Origin of the sequence: Segatella copri, assembly GCF_026015625.1 — a bacterium.
Taxonomy (GTDB): Bacteria; Bacteroidota; Bacteroidia; order Bacteroidales; family Bacteroidaceae; genus Prevotella; species Prevotella copri_H.
Genome location: NZ_JAPDVG010000001.1, coordinates 3,462,358 through 3,480,323 on the forward strand (window position 1 = coordinate 3,462,358; position 17,966 = coordinate 3,480,323).

The 17,966-nt window shown below is 45.1% G+C and carries 10 protein-coding genes; 8 read left to right on the forward strand and 2 right to left on the reverse strand.

Features of this window, described 5'->3' with window-relative positions:
* Window positions 1-163: 163 nt before the first annotated feature.
* Window positions 164-1,780, forward strand: a complete 1,617-nt coding sequence (locus ONT19_RS14415) for a hypothetical protein (RefSeq protein ID WP_264953158.1) — start codon at window positions 164-166, stop codon at window positions 1,778-1,780.
* A gap of 56 nt (window positions 1,781-1,836) precedes the next feature.
* Complete coding sequence (locus tag ONT19_RS14420) at window positions 1,837-2,007, forward strand: hypothetical protein (protein ID WP_264953159.1); 171 nt, start codon at window positions 1,837-1,839, stop codon at window positions 2,005-2,007.
* 124 nt (window positions 2,008-2,131) lie between these two features.
* Here the strand turns inward: ONT19_RS14420 and ONT19_RS14425 are convergent, their stop codons facing one another.
* Window positions 2,132-3,055, reverse strand: a complete 924-nt coding sequence (locus ONT19_RS14425) for an Rpn family recombination-promoting nuclease/putative transposase (RefSeq protein ID WP_264953161.1) — start codon at window positions 3,053-3,055, stop codon at window positions 2,132-2,134.
* A gap of 1,003 nt (window positions 3,056-4,058) precedes the next feature.
* Window positions 4,059-5,969 (reverse strand): sialate O-acetylesterase, encoded by a 1,911-nt coding sequence (locus ONT19_RS14430; RefSeq protein WP_264953163.1) that lies wholly within the window; start codon window positions 5,967-5,969, stop codon window positions 4,059-4,061.
* Between the two features lie 332 nt (window positions 5,970-6,301).
* Here ONT19_RS14430 and ONT19_RS14435 point away from each other — a divergent pair, with 332 nt between their 5' ends.
* The 6 genes from ONT19_RS14435 to ONT19_RS14460 all read left to right on the forward strand — a co-directional run bounded on the left by ONT19_RS14435 (window position 6,302) and on the right by ONT19_RS14460 (window position 17,865).
* The gene (locus tag ONT19_RS14435) at window positions 6,302-9,403 is read left to right on the forward strand and encodes a SusC/RagA family TonB-linked outer membrane protein (RefSeq protein WP_259297330.1); all 3,102 of its coding nucleotides are present in this window, start codon (window positions 6,302-6,304) and stop codon (window positions 9,401-9,403) included.
* 19 nt (window positions 9,404-9,422) lie between these two features.
* Complete coding sequence (locus ONT19_RS14440) at window positions 9,423-11,216, forward strand: RagB/SusD family nutrient uptake outer membrane protein (protein ID WP_264953164.1); 1,794 nt, start codon at window positions 9,423-9,425, stop codon at window positions 11,214-11,216.
* A 118-nt stretch (window positions 11,217-11,334) separates the two neighbouring features.
* The gene (locus ONT19_RS14445; protein WP_264953166.1) at window positions 11,335-13,032 is read left to right on the forward strand and encodes a glycosyl hydrolase family 8; all 1,698 of its coding nucleotides are present in this window, start codon (window positions 11,335-11,337) and stop codon (window positions 13,030-13,032) included.
* Between the two features lie 13 nt (window positions 13,033-13,045).
* A complete protein-coding gene (locus ONT19_RS14450; protein WP_264953168.1) occupies window positions 13,046-13,750 on the forward strand; it encodes an acetylxylan esterase in 705 nt (234 codons plus the stop codon).
* Window positions 13,751-13,770: 20 nt separating this feature from the next.
* Window positions 13,771-15,261: a family 43 glycosylhydrolase gene (locus ONT19_RS14455; protein ID WP_264953169.1), complete on the forward strand. Its 1,491-nt coding sequence runs from the start codon at window positions 13,771-13,773 to the stop codon at window positions 15,259-15,261.
* Window positions 15,262-15,327: 66 nt separating this feature from the next.
* A complete protein-coding gene (locus ONT19_RS14460; protein WP_264953170.1) occupies window positions 15,328-17,865 on the forward strand; it encodes a glycoside hydrolase family 31 protein in 2,538 nt (845 codons plus the stop codon).
* Window positions 17,866-17,966 lie beyond the last annotated feature (101 nt).

Here is a 17,966-nt window from a genome sequence, read left to right on the forward strand (position 1 = left end):
TGTCTGGAGTTTTAAAGCTTTTGCCCTTACAGGGCGCCAGGTTTGCGTCCGTAATTACCCAGGGCGATGCCCTGGGCTAGGAGCTTCTGCCCTTTCAGGGCATATGGGGCTTACTTGCGAAACTTGAGTAATAAACAATTATAAATTTTTTAAACTGAACGAAATGAAGAAATTTTTAACTTTAGTGGCAGCTGCATTGATGGCAGTTGGTGTTAACGCTCAGACAGAGGATGTGATTAAGGTCTCATCAGGTAATTCAGATTGGGGACAGATGTTTGTCAATGACGGCGTGGCGTTTGAATGGCCTGGTAGAACATTTGAGTCTACTGACAAGTTGACTGCTAAGGCTTTGTATGCAGGCTGTAACTTGAAAGATAGTGAGGACAAAGATTTGACATATGCTCGTGAGAGTGGTTCTGTCCAGACTTACACTATCGAGTTTGGTGCTACCCCTACTGTTAAATTGCAAATCTGTGTCAATTGTATTATTCCCAATCAGTATGGCGGTGGTCATAGTACCATGAAATTCAAGCCTTTGACCATAGTGGACAATAAGGCTAGTTTTACTGTGTCAAAGGAAGATTGTAGTTTTACTGGCTGGTCATTTAAAAAAGTAGTGGAAGGCGAGACCGAGAAGTATATTGAAGACAAGGAGTATAAAAATGAGCCTCAAGATGTTACCAGTATAGTTCTTCAAGCTTGTGATGCGAATGCCACATATCCCGCTGTTATTAATATCAAAAGTATCAAGCGTGTAACTACAACAGCTACCGACATTCCTCGTTATACTTTAGATTTGGCTAATCTTGATTTCTCTACGGAAAATGCAAAAGCCATTGGTGGTTGGGGTAAAGGTTTTCATTCTGAAATCAAAGATGGCGTTGATGTTATTACCTTTACCAAGCAGGAACAGCCTCATGAGGTGCAGGTAGATTTCGAAAATGTTTATCCTAAGGGTGCTAAGATTCAGTTAACAATGGTAGCAAAGGGGTCAGTTGCAGGCTCCATCAATGCAGTTTTGCAGAATCCAGATAACTATCATGAATGTAGCAATTACGAGGATATCAATTTGGCTACCGACGATTTTAAGTCCATCGAAAAGACATTTACTTGTTCTGGTGATAACGCTAGGCGTCTCTTGCTCAATGTGGGCAATTATGATGGCGAGATCGATATCAAGAGTGTGAAGATTGTGGCTTTAGATGTTCCTGAGGAGACTGTTACCATTTCTTCTTCTGGCTATTCTACATATGCAGCTTATTATCCTGTAGATTATAGTAAACTTGATGATTTGAAGGCATATACGGTAATACTCAATGCAGAGAAGACCGGAATCGTGATGAATGAAGTTAAGTGCGTTGTCCCTGCTGGTGTCGCTGTCTTGCTGAAGGGTAAGGCTGATACTGATTATGCTTTGACAAAGGCTGAAGGTTGGCAGAATGTAACTTCTGACTTGAAGATGTCGGATGGTACAATTACTTCTACTGACAAAAAAACAGTCTATGGCTTGGCAACCGTTGATGGTCAGGATGGTTTTTATAGGGCATCCAAAGGTAAAACAATCCCGGTTAAGTGTGCTTATCTCGAAGTTGAAAACTCTGCTAGTTCGGCAAAATGCTTTAGCTTAGGAGATCATTCTGGTTCTACTACCGGTATCACTTCTGTAAAGAATGAGGCTGCTGGCAACAATGCACCAATGTATAATCTTGCAGGTCAGCTTGTGGATAAGGGTTACAAGGGTATTGTAATCAAGAATGGCAAAAAGATTGTTTTGAAGTAATAGCAACGCTTTCTTAATATGATCAATTGGAATACGAACTTTTTAAAAAAGAAATAATGAAGAAATACATCAAACCATCTATGGATATTGTTAAGTTGGAGAATGTGAGTCTGTTGGCTGCCTCTGGCTCTGGCAATGAAGTGAATACAACATTGAGTGATGAAACTCCAGGTGATGTTTCATTCCATTCTCGTAAATTCGGCCTCTGGGACGGCGCTGAAGAGTAACGAATTAATCTATATAATATAAATATTAAACAAATGGTATAAAAAATCCCAGAATCGCTCTGCCAAGCGGTTCTGGGATTTATTATGGTGATATTTGTCATCAATATCTCCGCTATTATATTTTTTATGTATTGCTCAGATTCTTAATGATTTCCAAAGGTAGCTGGGTAGCTTTGGCAACCTGTTCGGCAGAAAGTCCCATTGCCAGCAATCGTTGTGCTGTTTCTGTGTTGGCCTCATGCTTGCCTTCTGCTCTACCTTTCTCCATACCTTTTTCCATGCCTTTCTCCATACCTTTCGCCATGCCTTTCTCCATGCCTTCTTCCATTCCTTTCTGATATCTGTCATCCAGAAGGGTTCTTTCTACACTTACCGAATCCCAGAATTTATCATAGGCACGGAGTTCGGCATCTGTAAAGCCGGAAACTTCAAGATCTTCTACGGCTTTTCCAATCTCTGGGTCATTGAGCAGGTCGGCAGGAATATCCTTCGTATTGGAATTGATTTCTGTGAGGAAACGGAGCCACAATACCATCATGCGCTTGTCAGCAATGGAATGAGGAGTGAACTTAGGGAGTTCTATGAAGGTGAAATGCAAGCCCTCGATGACCTTATTGCTGTCCTTATCGTGCACGATGCGGTAGTTGTGGATGAAATCCGGAGTATCATGCGCAAAGATATCATTTATCAGGTTGAGAGAATATACGGGTTGGAGTTCGCTGTATTTTCCTCCCTTTTTAGCCTGGCTTACATAGAGCTTGGATGCATTGAACAGTACTCGCTGCTGGAATGCGTCGGACCATTCCATCTGCATTTCCACGCAGAACTTCCTGCCTCTGACATCGGTGCAGAGTACATCCACTATGGTGTTCTTGCCCCCTTCGAGCTGGGGCACAAGTTCTGTAGGCAGATACTTTATCTCGTGTATCTGCTCTTCTTCGCTGAGTGGCAGGAGGGCGTTCAGAAGGCTGATCAGTCTTTTAGGATGATTGCCGAATATCTTCTTGAACGTAAGGTCTGCCTTAGGGTCTAAGTACTTCATAACCATCTGTTTTAAAATTCTATAGCGCAAAGTTACGGTTTTATTTTCATATCTGCAAGAGTTTTCTAGGATTTTTAAAGGTAAAAAAGTAAAAAGGTAAAAAAGTAAAGATTTTGCTATCCCCAATACTATCTGATAACTTTTTCTAAAACTTTTCGACCTGTACGGTTGAAATTACCCACACGCCCTTTACCTTTGCTTTACCCTTCGGCCAGCGATTTTCAATTCCCTTCGGCCGGTGACCGTTGGTTCAGGGCGTATGGGGCTTACATGCGAAATTTCAGTAACGAATTAATCTATATAATATAAATATTAAACAAATGGTATAAAAAATCCCAGAATCGCTCTGCCAAGCGGTTCTGGGATTTATTATGTCTGATAGTTTGCCATGATGTGCTTCCGTTTGCCTACAGATATGGCTGCGTGGGGTTAAGAATATGGCTGCGTGAGGTTAAGGATATGGCTGCGTGGGGTTACGGATACGACTCCGTAGGCTAACGGAGACGTATCCTTCGGCTTGTCGAGATATCTGCGTCAGCTGATTGAGTCACTTGAGTTAGCTTACTGAACTACTTGGGTTAGCTGATTGAACTACTTGGGTTAGCTGATTGAACTACTTGAGTTAGCTGACTGAGCTATATCAGTATCCTGTAGTATTACATGTGTATTTTTTTTTCTAATTTAATGCCACATTTGCCACACTTATACTTAACACTTTGATTATTAGAGGATAACGTGTGGCAATAAGGGGTGTTTTTATTGTCACCTTATTGCCACCTATTGCCACTTTTGGCATAAAATCAGCAAAATAACGGTGTTTTTGAGGGATTTGCTACGTCCCGATGTAGTATTTGCTACGTCCCGACGCAGCAAAAGTTACGTCCGGACGTAGTAAAAGATACGTCGTGACGTAATTTCAGTGCGGGAATTCAATGGCAAGAAGTATATAAAATAATCCCAGAATCGCTCTTCCAAGCAGTTCTGGGATTTATTATGTCTGATAGTTTGTTTACCATTTGAAGAGGTGAGGAACAAATTCCTTGAAGCAGCGGCGCCAGGTGAGCCACTCATGATGAGTGCCTGGTGATGCGTAAACATCGAGTTTGATGCCCAGCTCCTTCAACTGCTGTGCCATCTTCTCGGTACCGAAGTTCTCTTCCGAACCGCAGCCCATAAACATATAATGAATGTTCTTGTTGTATTTCTCTGCATCGGCAAAAACTCCATTGAAACAGGTCTTTACATCCACGCCAAAGAGTGCACCGCTAAAGGTTCCAAGGGCAGAGAACTTGTCCATGTGAGGCAATACCGTGTTGAATGTCTGGCAACCGCCCCATGACAATCCAGCCATCGCACGATGCTCGCGGTCGGTATAAGTGCGGAATGTCTTGTCAACCATCGGAATCAGATCCTTGATAATCACATCATAGAAAGAAGCTCCATAGTGGCTGCGCTCTTCATCTACATTCTTGCCCGGACGGGCAACGAAAGGCTTCTTTACATCGCCACTCTCCATGACCACAATCATAGGCTCAGCCTTGCCTTCTGCTATCAGGTTGTCCATGATGTGCTGCATCATTCCCTGCTTGCTCCAGCCCGTTTCGTCTTCGCCCATGCCATGCTGCAGATAGAGCACAGGATAGCGCTTGGTGGTGTTGGTTTCATATTCGGCAGGGGTGTAAACCATGGCGCGGCGGAACTGCTTCTGAGAGGCTGCATAGTAAGATACTGAGCGAACCTGACCGTGGGCTACGCCCTGCTGAGGACGATAGTAGTTGCCTTCTGCTCCTTCTGGAACTTCCAGACCGCCTGCTTCACGGCAGCAGCCGAAGTAGGTTTCGCTGGCAGGGTCAACAACCTGCACGCCATCTACATTCAGAAAATAGTAGTGGAATCCTACTACCAGCGGATCGCTCACGCCGTACCAGTCGCCATCCAAATCCTTTTTCATCTCATATTGCTTGCCGCAGATGTCGAAGATTACTTTCTTTGCCTCAGGAGCATGGAGCTTTACATAAGCTCTACGGTCCTTATCTACACGCGGATAGTTGCTGTCTGGAATGATTCCCTGCAGGGCGAGCATCATGTTTGCATAGCGCTTGCCCATGGTGCGGTAGCTTTCTGCGATGAAGTGTAGACCGTCGCCACGCTGTGGACAGCCCTTTGAAGAAATGACGTGGGCTGTAGGAATGGTCTTGGCAATATCATCAACGATGGCGATATGTGCCCAGCATTTTCCGCCCATATCCTTCTGTACGGTTTCGCCTACGAGCAGAGGTACGTCTTCTGCCTTCAGATTCAAATCCTTCAAGATGTCGTTATAAACAGTCTTTACTCGGTTAGGCCAGTTCGCATCGCCGTTGTTGGTTTCGCCCTGATGCAGGAGGATGCCCTTGATAACACCCTGCTTCTTGGCTATTTTTGCCAGTTCTATCAGTCGGGCGTATGGATTTCCGTTGTACTGGGATGCAAAGTTCTTCATCCAGTCGGGTTGTTTCTTGAGATAAGCCTTATAGGTACGCTTATCGAAGAGGTCGATGCTGGCTCCGCCCACGGCCACGGTGATGGTTCCCACCTTGATGCTGTCTGGCAGGTTATCCACCATCTTTCTTCCGAAATAGTCAACAGGAGTCAGTCCTGTAGAGGGTCTTGCCTGTGGCGGCACGGCGGTGTGCCATTGTCCCTTCTTCCATCCCGCCTTTTCATCATTCACGGCATACATAGCCTGGAATCTCGGGTTCACGCCCGTTCGGTCGATGTCTTCGATAGCCGCATTTCCTTCCATGTTCGACTGTCCGAAGCAGAGATAAATCTGAAAATTAGGATCAGGCTTTTCCTGAACCTTACTGCCCGTTTTCTGTGCCATCATAGGTAGGCACGCCATCGCGAGCATCGATGCTAAGATTGATAATCTCTTCATAGTTTATATTTAATTAAATTATTAGATTGATTTTCATCTTCTGTTCTGTTTGCAAAGTTATGAAAAGATTTCCATACGTGCTTTGTCTCATATATCAATAACTTTTCCCTTTGTTATGTCTCAGAATATGTTTCATTTTGTTTCTTTTGGGGTAGATGTTATTTGTGATAAAGTATTTGTTACTTGAGGTAAAATGCGTTTTAATGTTTTTATCTATTTTTGCGACATGTTTCAGCATCCTTAATGAAATTTTTGAAAATTTAGGATGTAGAATATAATAATGTAGTATTTAGCAACTGACAAGTAAGTATAACTATTAATCTATTTTTAAGATGATAAATTTTAAAATGATTGAAAAGCCGTTTGTATTGCTATTCCTGCTCTGTTTGCTTCCTTTGGGAGTTTCGGCTCAGAGCATAGTAAAAGGTATAGTGACTGATCCAAGTGGAGAACCTGTGATTGGTGCTACTGTTAAAGTAGATGGTAGCAAACTGGGTGTTGTTACCGACTTGGACGGTAAGTTTAGCATTGATGCTGCACCTGATGCAACATTGACAATTACCTATGTGGGTATGGAGCCTAAGACCGTGAAAGCTGAGGCTGGTAAAACACTTTCCATTACCTTGAAGGATGATTCAAAAGTTCTTAATGATGTCGTTGTCATCGGTTATGGCGTTCAGAAGAAGAGCGACCTGACTGGTGCAGTTGCATCTATCAAGAGCGATGACATCAAGGGTTTGTCAGCTACCGATGCCGGTGCTGCCCTCCAGGGTAAGGCTGCCGGTGTGCAGATTATCAACTCGGGTGGTCCGGGTGAGGCTGCCGATATCCGTATCCGTGGTTATTCTTCCAATAGTGGTAATATCGGTCCGTTGCTCATTGTCGATGGTCTGAAGGTGGATAACATCCAGTACCTGGATCCATCTATGATCGAGAGCATGGAGGTATTGAAGGATGCCGCTTCTGCTGCCATCTATGGTGCGCAGGCGGGTAATGGTGTCGTTATCATCACAACCAAGACGGGTGCTGCCAATGGCGGTAAGGCACAGATTTCTTACAGCAGCAAGTTCACCATCCAGTCGTTGGGAAAGAAGGCTGATATCTTTGATGCTCCTGAGTATATCGAGTATCACAAGTATTTGGGCGACTTGACCGATGATCTTCTGAAGAAGAACAACTATAATGGTCAGAACACCAACTGGTATGACGAGGTATTTGAGAACAGTCTGGCTCATCAGCATAGCCTCACCGTGCAGGCAAGCAATGGCAAGGGCCGTTTCCTCGCCAGCTTGAATATCCTGAACAATGATGGTATCGTTAAAGGTAGCAAGGATACTTATAAGCGTTTCACTGGTCAGATCAATGCCGATTATGATGTTTACAAGTGGTTGAACATTACTACCAATACATCTTTTGAAAAGTGGAAGACCAAAGGCGTGACCAAGGGTTATGGTTCATTGCTGAACTCTGTGGTTTCTATCGATCCTTTGACTCCAGCTTATATCAGTAATGTGGAGGATTTGGCTCCTGGCATGAAGGCACAGGTAGAAGCCGGTGGCCCAGTTCCAAGAGATCCAAGCCATAACAATGACTACTATGGTACTTCTAAATATGTAGATGATGCTACTGGTAACCCTCTCTATCAGCGCGACCGTCATGACACATGGACTTCTGGTATCAATGTACGTGGTACCGTTGCTGCCAATATCAAGCCATTCAAGGGCTTTACATTTACTTCTCGCTTAGGTTATCGTATCACTCAGAGTAACTATCATAACTACGAGACTCCATATTGGTTATCATCTATGGCACATAGTGAAAACTATACCATTGAAGCGAAAACCAATAATGGCTTGTACTATCAGTGGGAGAACTTTGCCAACTATTTGACAACAATCGGCAAGCACACTATTGGTGCCATGGCAGGTATGTCGTTTACCAAGAATCATTGGGACAATAGTTCCATCAGTTCTACAGGAGGTAACATACTCACATCTTATGAGCCAAACTTCCATTACATCGACTACTTGTTGGCTAATGCAACCAAGAATGTAGGTAACGCTCCTTCAGATGCTACAGAGTTATCTTACTTTGGTCGTGTATCTTACAGCTATGACAACCGTTACTTCATGCAGGTTAACTTCCGTCGTGATGCTTTCGATACATCAAAACTTTCAAAGAAGGCACGTTGGGGTAATTTCCCATCAGTTTCAGCAGGATGGGCTATCAGCAATGAGAAGTTCTTCAAGGACAATATAAGTCGTGATGCCATTTCTTTCTTGAAACTTCGTGGTTCTTGGGGTCAGAATGGTAACGTCAATATCTTGAACAATTATCGTTATGCTTCTACCTTAGCTCTTAATCAGAGTTTCTATCAGTATAATCCTTCTATTGGAGATGGTAAGCTGACTTTTGGTTCTAAGCCTTCTGGACTTGCTAACCCAGACTTGAAGTGGGAAACTTCAGAGCAGATTGACCTTGGACTTGATGCGCGATTCCTTAACGACCGCTTGACTTTGGGCTTAGACTGGTATCGTAAGACAACCAAGGACCTCTTGATTGAAATCGCTCCTCTTCCAGAGATTGGTGTAAACAAGAGAGTTGTTAATACAGGTAAGGTACTTAACTCTGGTCTTGATTTCGAGTTGGGTTGGAGAGATCACATCAAGGACTTTAAGTATAGTGTGACCGTAAATGGTTCAACTCTGAAGAATGAGGTGAAGGAGGTTTCTAACCTTGTAAGCCGTTTGACCGAAATAGGTATTGATGGATTCAATAACCAGCTTAAGCCTACATTCGAGGCTGGCCATCAGGTATGGTATTTCCGTGGTTACAAGTATGCAGGTGTAGCCGAAGATGGTAGCGCTCTCTATTATAATAAGAATGGCGAAACAACTTCAGCTCCAACCGATGAAGATAAGCAGGATTTGGGCTCAGGTATTCCTAAGTTTACTTATGGTATTACTCTTAATGCAGAATATAAGGGCTTTGACCTCACCGTATTTGGAACAGGCTCTGCTGGCAACAAGATTTACAACTTGATGGTTTCTGCAGACCGTCCGTTGATCAATGGAATTGATACCTACTGGAAGGATTCTTGGAGAGCAGACCGCACCAATGCTAAGTATCCTGATATGAAAAAGGTTTCTACAGACTGGAAGTTCTTCAGTTCTGATGCAGCAGTGTTCAGTGGCTCGTATTTCAAGATCAAGCAGATTCAGTTGGGCTATACATTGCCAAAGGCTATCACTAGCGTGGCAGGTATCAGCAATCTTCGTGTATATTGCTCACTGGATGATTTCTTCACCATCACCAAGTATCCTGGTGCTGATCCGGAGACCGCTTCTATCAACAGTGGCGCCTCTCGTGGTTTTGATAATGGTACTTATCCAACTTCCAAGAAGGTGGTATTTGGTATCAATGTAACATTCTAACCTTTAATATTCAAAAACAATGAAGAAAATATTATTTTCAACAATATTGGCTCTTGCTGCCACAGGAACAATGACGCTCACTACATCTTGTGAGGATCAGCTTGACATTGAGCAGAAGGGTGTAATACCTACCGAGAGCTTCTATAAGACCGATGCTGATGCAGAGTCAGCCCTCGTTGCTGCATACGAAAGCTTTATGTGTAATGTGATGGGACGTAACCACGATGGTGGTGGCCCAGGTATTTATACTCCATTGAAACTGATAGTCAATGAGTGTGGAGACGATGTGTTGGCAGCAGGTGCCAACTCTGGTGATAATACGTTTGGTATCATGCTCAATCAGTTCTATTATGATGCTGAGGCTGAGGTGCCAAAGTTTATGTACACAGGCCTCTATCACTCTGTATATGCCTGTAACCTTGTACTCGATCACTTTGCCGATGCTACTACCGCTGTGCAGAAACGTTGTGCCGCAGAGGCTCGTGTGCTTCGTGCTTATGATTATTTCCTGTTGGCTAATCTCTGGGGTACTCCACCATTGGTAACTCATGTTCTGGATGCTTCTGCACTGCCTTTTAATTGTGATAAGGATCCTGAGCATCCTATGGATCACAAACAGTTGATAGAGTGGATTGCGCAGGAATGTGAGAATGCTGCCAACGATTTGGATGAGCGTAAAAGTAAGGATGACAAGGATGGAGCAGTGAAGGTAACCAAGGGCTTTGCATATGCTCTTGCCGGAAAGACTTATTTGTTTGCCGGTCAGTATGACAAGGCTAAAACTGCCCTTAAAAAGGTTATAGACTCGGGCAAGTATGATCTTGTTCCTGGTGAGAAATATGCTGACAACTTCCATATCGAGGGTGATGCCAACGAGGAGAAGGTATTTGAAGTCAACTTCGAGTATAATGCAGGTAAGACCGATTGGGGTGGTATGATTCAGCGTTCTAGCTGGATGGAAACCAACTATTGGGATTGGCGTGCTGATCACTTTGTTGTTTCTCCTAACAAGGTTTATTGTGGCGGTGTTGATGGCTGGGGTGGCCTTGGCGTGCCTCAGTGGTTTGGTGACGAGTTCTATAAAAATGATGGTGACTCTTATCGCTTGAAGGCTACTTTAAAGCATATTGATGATGCGGTTTATCATATGTCTTACGGCAAGGATGAAATCGATAATATGACTGACGAGCAGAAGAAAACCAGTAACAAGATTGGCATCAATGACCCTGTTCAGGGACTCTACGGCAACTCTACCTGGTTGGCGTTCAAGCAAATAATGAGAGCTTCTGATACTGAAGGCAAGAAATATGGTGATAACATTCGCTTGAATAATTATCTTGTCATGCGTTACGCTGAGGTTTTGCTCAATTATGCAGAGGCTTGTATTCAGACAGGCGATCTGGATGAAGCTAAGATATATATCAATAAGATTCAGGAGCGCGCCGGTTCAAAGACAGTCAGTGAAACTGTTGATATGGATGTGTTGAAGAAAGAAAAGTCATATGAACTTTGGCTTGAAGGCTGTCGTTGGTTCGATATCATGCGATGGAATGATACAAAGGCCAAAGAGCGTTTGACTAAGGCTGGTACAGTCGTGCCACATTTGTTTGATAAGGTTTTCAGAGCTCCAAAGGCAGACGACCAGGATGTAACTTGGGAGCATGGATCAGAAGCAAACAGCCGTTTCTATACGACCAACACTCCTGAGACTAATTTCAAGGTAGGTTTCAAGGAGGGCAAGCATGAGTTCTTCCCTTATCCACAGACCGTGTTGGATAAGAACCCTAACCTGAAGCAGAATCCTGGTTGGTAATCATGAAGTTGTTTTGTTAATATAGTGTTTTTAGTTTAAAGAACTATAGATTGTTTGACAATTAGGGGGTGTTTTGAAAAAAGCACTCCCTTTTTTTCTTCTTTAAAGGAATTTATGTATGAAAACATGGATGTGTGCCTTGATGCTGGCGTTATCGACAGGAGCTTCAGCGAACTTCAATCCTGACGGAACGATACAGAAGGTGATACCTACGCTAAGAGGTGTGGGATTGACGAACGCTCGTTCGCATATTCAGATTGACCGCTATTCTGCGCTGCAAGGCAAGGGTATTGGTATTGATTATCTGGATAAGAACAACTGCTTTGCCGGCTGGAAGACTCTCTTCCCTAAATCGAATACAGCTCTTATATATAATAAGGTGGATTTCGGTAATGAGAAGGTGGAAGAAATCATCGTTCGTGCCAAGTCTTCAAAGGGCGGTGTGCTCGTAGTCAGAGCCGATGGCAAGAAGGGTAATATCATTGCTAAGGTGAAGATTCCAAAGTCGGCAGCCTGGAAGAATATCCGTGCCCAGGTGCTCCATGCTCCTCTCGGTGTTCATGCTCTCCATGTATCCTTGCAGAGTGGAGCCGATGTTGAGGTTGACTGGCTGGGCTTTGATGCGTTGCCTTGGGAAAAGGGAGCTTTCGAAACTCACCAGTATCGTAATCTCTTTGCCGAGATGGGCTATAAGCAGGCTGATATAGACAGAAAGGTGAACGAAGTGTTCAATGATGTATTCTACGGTAAGAACAAGGTTTATTTCGAGGTGGGCGATTCCATGGGATATGTCAGCGATATAAAGAACAATGATGTGAGAACCGAAGGCATGTCGTATGGAATGATGGCTGCCGTGCAGTTTGACAAGAAGGACATCTTCGACCGTCTCTGGCGATGGAGCAAGAAATACATGCAGCATCAGGAAGGACCTTATAAGGGCTATTTCGCATGGAGCTGCAAGACTGATGGAACAAGAAATGCGCAGGGAGCCGCATCGGATGGTGAACTCTATTTCGTAACTTCGCTCATCTTTGCATCCAACCGATGGGGCAATGATACGGGCATCAACTATCTGAAGGAAGCGCAGTATATTCTGGATTGCAGCATGCAGAAGGCGGGAATGGACCGCACAGCTCCGCTTATCAATCTCGAACATCAGCTCATCACCTTTACGCCCGATCATTGGGGCGGGAAGTTTACCGATCCTTCTTACCATCTCCCTGCCTTTTACGAGGTTTGGGCGAAATGGGCTAACGACGGACGGTCCCAGTTCTGGAAGGAGTGTGCTGAGAAAAGCCGTGAGTTCCTGCATAAGTGCATCAATGAGAAGACGGGCTTGAACCCGGACTATTGCAACTATGATGGCAGTCTGATGAAGACCGGTCAGTTGTTGGGTGATGCATTCCGTTATGACTCATGGCGAGTTCCAATGAACATAGCGCTCGATTATTCCTGGGCTTGTAAGGATAAGGAGTGGCAGCAGAAATATGCCAATACGCTACAGAACTTCCTGTATAGTAAGGGCATTGATTCTTTCCTGGACCAGTATAATGTAGATGGAACGATGGTAGAAGATATTCTGCCGGCAGGTACAGCTCCTAAGGCACTCCGCCATTCTATCGGTTTTGTTGCCACTTCGGCTGCGGCTTCATTGGTCAGCAATCATGTGAAGGGTAGGGAATTCGTCAGTCATTTCTGGAATGCCAAACATGAACCAGACAAAGAAGGCTTCTTCGATGGCTATTACGACGGACTGTTGCGTCTCTTCGCCTTCATGCATCTGAGTGGCCGTTATCAGATTATCGAACCTCAATAATAATGAATAGTCTATGTACAACATTTTCAATAAAATAGTTAGATTGTTTTGTTTATGTGTATTCCTTTTTGGACATTCCTCTGCGGATGCCCAAAATAAGGAATTACCTGTAGACATTAATCCTTATTTCGGACCTGTCGGCAAGCAGCCCGTCGTGCCCAATGCGGCTGGCTTTATTCAGAGATGGTTGCTTTTGGAGCCAATCTCTATGCCGGTCAAGAGCAATGTCGTTTTTACTGATTCTTATCTGAAGGAGATATTCCATACGCAGTATTTCCCTAAACAGATGGAAACAGTTCCTAAGGATGGAGCCGTCGTGAAGGTGGGCAAGGAAAAACTGAAATGGCATGCGCTGGATAGTAAACTGTTTAATGTCAAGCTCTTCCGTTTCGCTACTTCGTTTAAGAAGTCCAAGTATGGTGTCTTGTTCTGGGCGGTTACCATTATCGATTGCCCTGAGGAGATGAAAGACGTCCGCTTGTCTGTTGGCTCGAATGGTGCTTCCATGTGGTGGCTCAATGGTGAGGAGGCGGTGATGCTCGAAGGCGACCGAAGAATGGTTCGCGATGATGTGGTTTCTAAGAAGCTTACCTTGAAGAAAGGTAGGAATATCCTTCGTGGTGCGGTCATCAATGGCCCTGGCATGAGTGACTTCTGTGTCCGATTCATCGACGGACAAGGCAAGCCTGTCAGAAACCTGTCTATTCACGTGAAGTAGTGCAATCAATAAAGAAAGTTATGAAACAGAACAATATATTTTTCAGATATTTTAGCCCGGTTGTTGCTCAGCAGAAACTTTATGCCGCTGCTTTGGTTGCCTTGTTGTCTTCCTCTGCTTACGAGGCAGAAGCCCAGGTGGGCGAACCTTTCATTCATGATCCTTCTACCATTGCCCTGTGTGATGGAAAGTATTATACCTTTGGAACGGGTGAAGGCGGACTCTGGTCGGAGGATGGCTGGACCTGGCAGGGTGGTGCTGTTCGTCCCGGCAGAGGAGCGGCTCCTGATGTGTTGAAGATTGGCGACCGTTATCTTGTAGCCTACAGTGCTACGGGCGGTGGATTGGGTGGCAGTCATCGCGGTGATGTCCTGACGATGTGGAACAAAACGCTCGATCCGAAATCGCCTGATTTCAAATATACCGAACCGGTGGTGGTGGCTTCATCCTTAGATGATGAAGACTGTGATGCCATTGATGCGGGCTTGTTGCTCGACCCTACTACCGGCAGACTCTGGCTCAGCTATGGTACCTATTTCGGATTTATCCGTCTGGTAGAACTTGATCCGAAGACAGGTAAGCGGATGGAAGGCAACGAACCCGTCAATATCGCCATCGACTGCGAAGCTACTGATTTGATTTACCGCAACGGCTGGTATTATCTTCTCGGCACTCATGGCACCTGTTGCGATGGTCCTAATTCTACCTACAATATCGTGGTGGGACGTTCGCGAAAGATAACCGGTCCATACGTAGATAATGTGGGCAGAGAGATGTTGCAGGGCGGTGGAAAGATGGTGATTGCAGCCAACAATCTGAAGACGGGTCCCGGTCACTTCGGACGCTATATTGAGGAAGAAGGTGTAGAAAAGATGTCGTTCCACTATGAGTCTGATTTCAGACAGGGTGGACGAAGCGTGTTGGCTATCCGTCCTTTGTTGTGGAAGAACGACTGGCCTGTGGCTGGTGATGAATTTCATGCCGGAACCTACGAGATAGAATCGGAACGAAGAGGCTATGCCCTGGAGATTGCCGTAGATTTCGTGAGAATGCAGCGGGATATCGAACCTTTCTGGATCAAGCCAACCAAGCCTCTGAAGAATATTGAACCTCAGACCTTGAAGGAGGTAGAGGCAGAATGGCCTAAGGGCGAGGTAAAGGTAAGAATGAACGATTATATGTTCCGTCCTCATCAGAAGTGGAGTATCATGCCTGCCGGAAAGGGTGGTTATCTGGGTGGTCCTTATTATAAAATCTGCATAGAAGGCACTACTCGCTATCTTACCGCAACCGCTCAGCATGATGTCATCGCCAAACCTGAGTTTACGGGTGAAGATGCCCAGCTTTGGCGCATCGAACAGCTCACCGATGGCACCTATCGCATCATGCCTAAGGCAGTGCCAGGCACTGAAGAGAAGCTTGCATTGGTTTCACTCGGCGACTGTACCCCAGGCTTGGCTCCCTTCGATTTCAACAGCGATAATTCTAAATGGAATTTCAGGCAACAATAAATTCATGATGATTTGACAATCGAGAAGCGTCCCAATCATAAACCCTCTAATAAAATAAACAAAAGTATGCTAAAGAATTTATCTCTCATTGCCCTTTTGGGCATCGCTGTCGTTGGTGTTCCAAGTGAACTCAGCGCCAAGAGCGTAAAGGTGGCAGGCACCCAGAAAGGTGTGGCTGCCAAGTCTATCACCCGTCAGGTGGCTCAGCAGAATGTAACCATCGAATTCTATTCTCCATCCATCGTCCGCATCTTGAAATCTGATGCCGGACTTGGTGCTCCTGTTCAGAAGAAAAGCTATTCTGTCATCTTGAAACCTCAGCAGATGAAGGGCGTTCAAATACAGGAAAACGGTGATATTGTAAAAATCAATTCTAGTTTTATTTCCGTTGAACTGAATCAGCAGACTGGCGAAATCCGCTTTCTTTCGAAGGATGGAAAGCTGCTGCTTACTGATACGAAGACCCGTCTGGAAGCTCGCAAGGATGAAGCCAACAAGGGCAAGTACCGTATAGAGCAGGACTTCCGTCTTGCTGATGACGAGGCCATCTATGGTCTGGGACAGTTGCGCGATGTTTACATGAATCAGCGTGGTAGACAGAATATCGTACTCTGGAACAATAATACTTATATCGCCATCCCTTATTTCACCAGTGAGAAGGGCTATGGTCTTTACTGGGACAATGCAGGAAAAACCTATTTCAATGATATCGTAGCATCCAAGAATAATGGCAACCAGCCATCATGCACTTCCTTTACCAGTGAAGTGGGAACCTGCGCCGACTACTATTTCATGTATAAGGATGGTACGCAAGATGGAGTCATCGCCAGCATCCGTGAACTCACCGGACAGGCTACCATGTTCCCGAAATGGGCGATGGGCTTCTGGCAATGCCGTGAGCGCTATAAGACCAGTGATGAACTGGCTGGCGTGTTGGACAAGTATCGCGAACTGAAGATTCCTACTGATGCCATCGTGCAGGACTGGCAGTATTGGGGATGCGACTCCAACTGGAATGCGATGAAATTCCAGAATCCATATTATATAAATAAGGTGGGCGACCCAGCCTATGCCAAGTATCTTCCTACCGATATGAAGCAGATGAAGGCACAGGAAGAACCCCGCCTGAAGAGTCCGGAAGAGATGGTGAAGTATGTTCACAAGAACGATGCCCATCTGATGATTTCCATCTGGGCAAGTTTCGGTCCTTGGACAGAGCAGTATCGTGAACTGAAGAAGATGAATGCCCTCCTTCCTTTCGATACCTGGCCAAGAAACAGTGGCGTGATGCCATACGATGTCTTCAATCCAAAGGCGCGCAACCTCTACTGGAAGTATCTTACTCATCTCTACCAGATGGGTTTTGATGCCTGGTGGACCGATTCTACGGAGCCAGACCATTTTGAGAAGCCGGGCGATGAGAACTATCAGACCTTCGATGGTTCATGGTTGGGCGTGAAGAACGCCTTCCCATTGTTGCACAACAAGAGCATCTATGAGCACCAGAGAGCGATGAAGGACAACACAAAGCGTTCGCTCCAGATGACCCGAAGCGGCAGTCTCGGTATTCAGCATTATGGCACCATTTGCTGGAGCGGTGATGTGCTGGCTTCCTGGAACGAGATGAAGAATCAGATTCCATCGGGCTTGAACTTCTCGCTCTGCGGTATCCCATTCTGGAACACCGACCTGGGTGGTTTCTTCTACTGGGAGTTTGAACAGAATCCAAAGAACCCTGCCATTCAGGAACTGCAGACCCGCTGGATGCAGTGGGGAACCTTTATGCCATTGATGCGTAACCACTGTTCTTCGCCGATGGTAAGCGAACTGTATGAATTCGGAAAGCAGGGCGACTGGGCTTATGATGCTATGATTAAGGCCATCAAGCTGCGCTATCGCCTTTTGCCTTATATCTACAGTACGGCTGGCGACTGTGTACAGAATAGCGGAAGCATGATGCGTGCCCTGGTAATGGATTATGCGGCAGACAAGAAGGCTTCCCGCCTGAACGATGAGTATCTCTTCGGCCGCAACATTCTGGTGAAGCCGGTAACCGATCCTTTATACTCCTGGAAGGATAAGGAGAAGAAGGGCCATACCATCTATCCTGATGTAAGGAAGGCAGCTGCGCCTGTGAATGTTTACTTGCCAAAGGGTAATAAATGGTATGATTTCTGGAGCAACACCCAGTATGAGGGCGGTCAGGATATCCAGCGCCTTTGTCCTATCGACATCATGCCTGTATTCATCAAGGCAGGTACCATCCTGCCATTCGGTCCTGAAGTGCAGTATAGTTCAGAGAAGCCTTGGGATGAGTTGGAAATCCGTGTTTATCCTGGTGCTGATGGAACGTTTACGCTCTATGAGGACGAGGGCGACAACTACAACTACGAGAAGGGTAAATTCTCGGAAATCCAGTTTGTTTGGAATGAAGCTGGCAGAACCCTAAGCATCGCTCCACGCAAGGGTAGCTATAAGGGAATGCTCCAGCATCGCAGATTCCATATCGTATTGGTGGATGCCAATAGTGGAGCGGGCGATCAGCCTATGCAGGCAAGCAAGAGTGTGGAATATGACGGAAAGGCTGTAAAGATACAGCTGTAAGTGTTACATCATATAAAGTATTTGATACTTGTGATAAAGTAGTATTCTGCTTTTTTGTTTATCTTTGCAGCGCAAATAACAATTTAATATACCAATAGCTT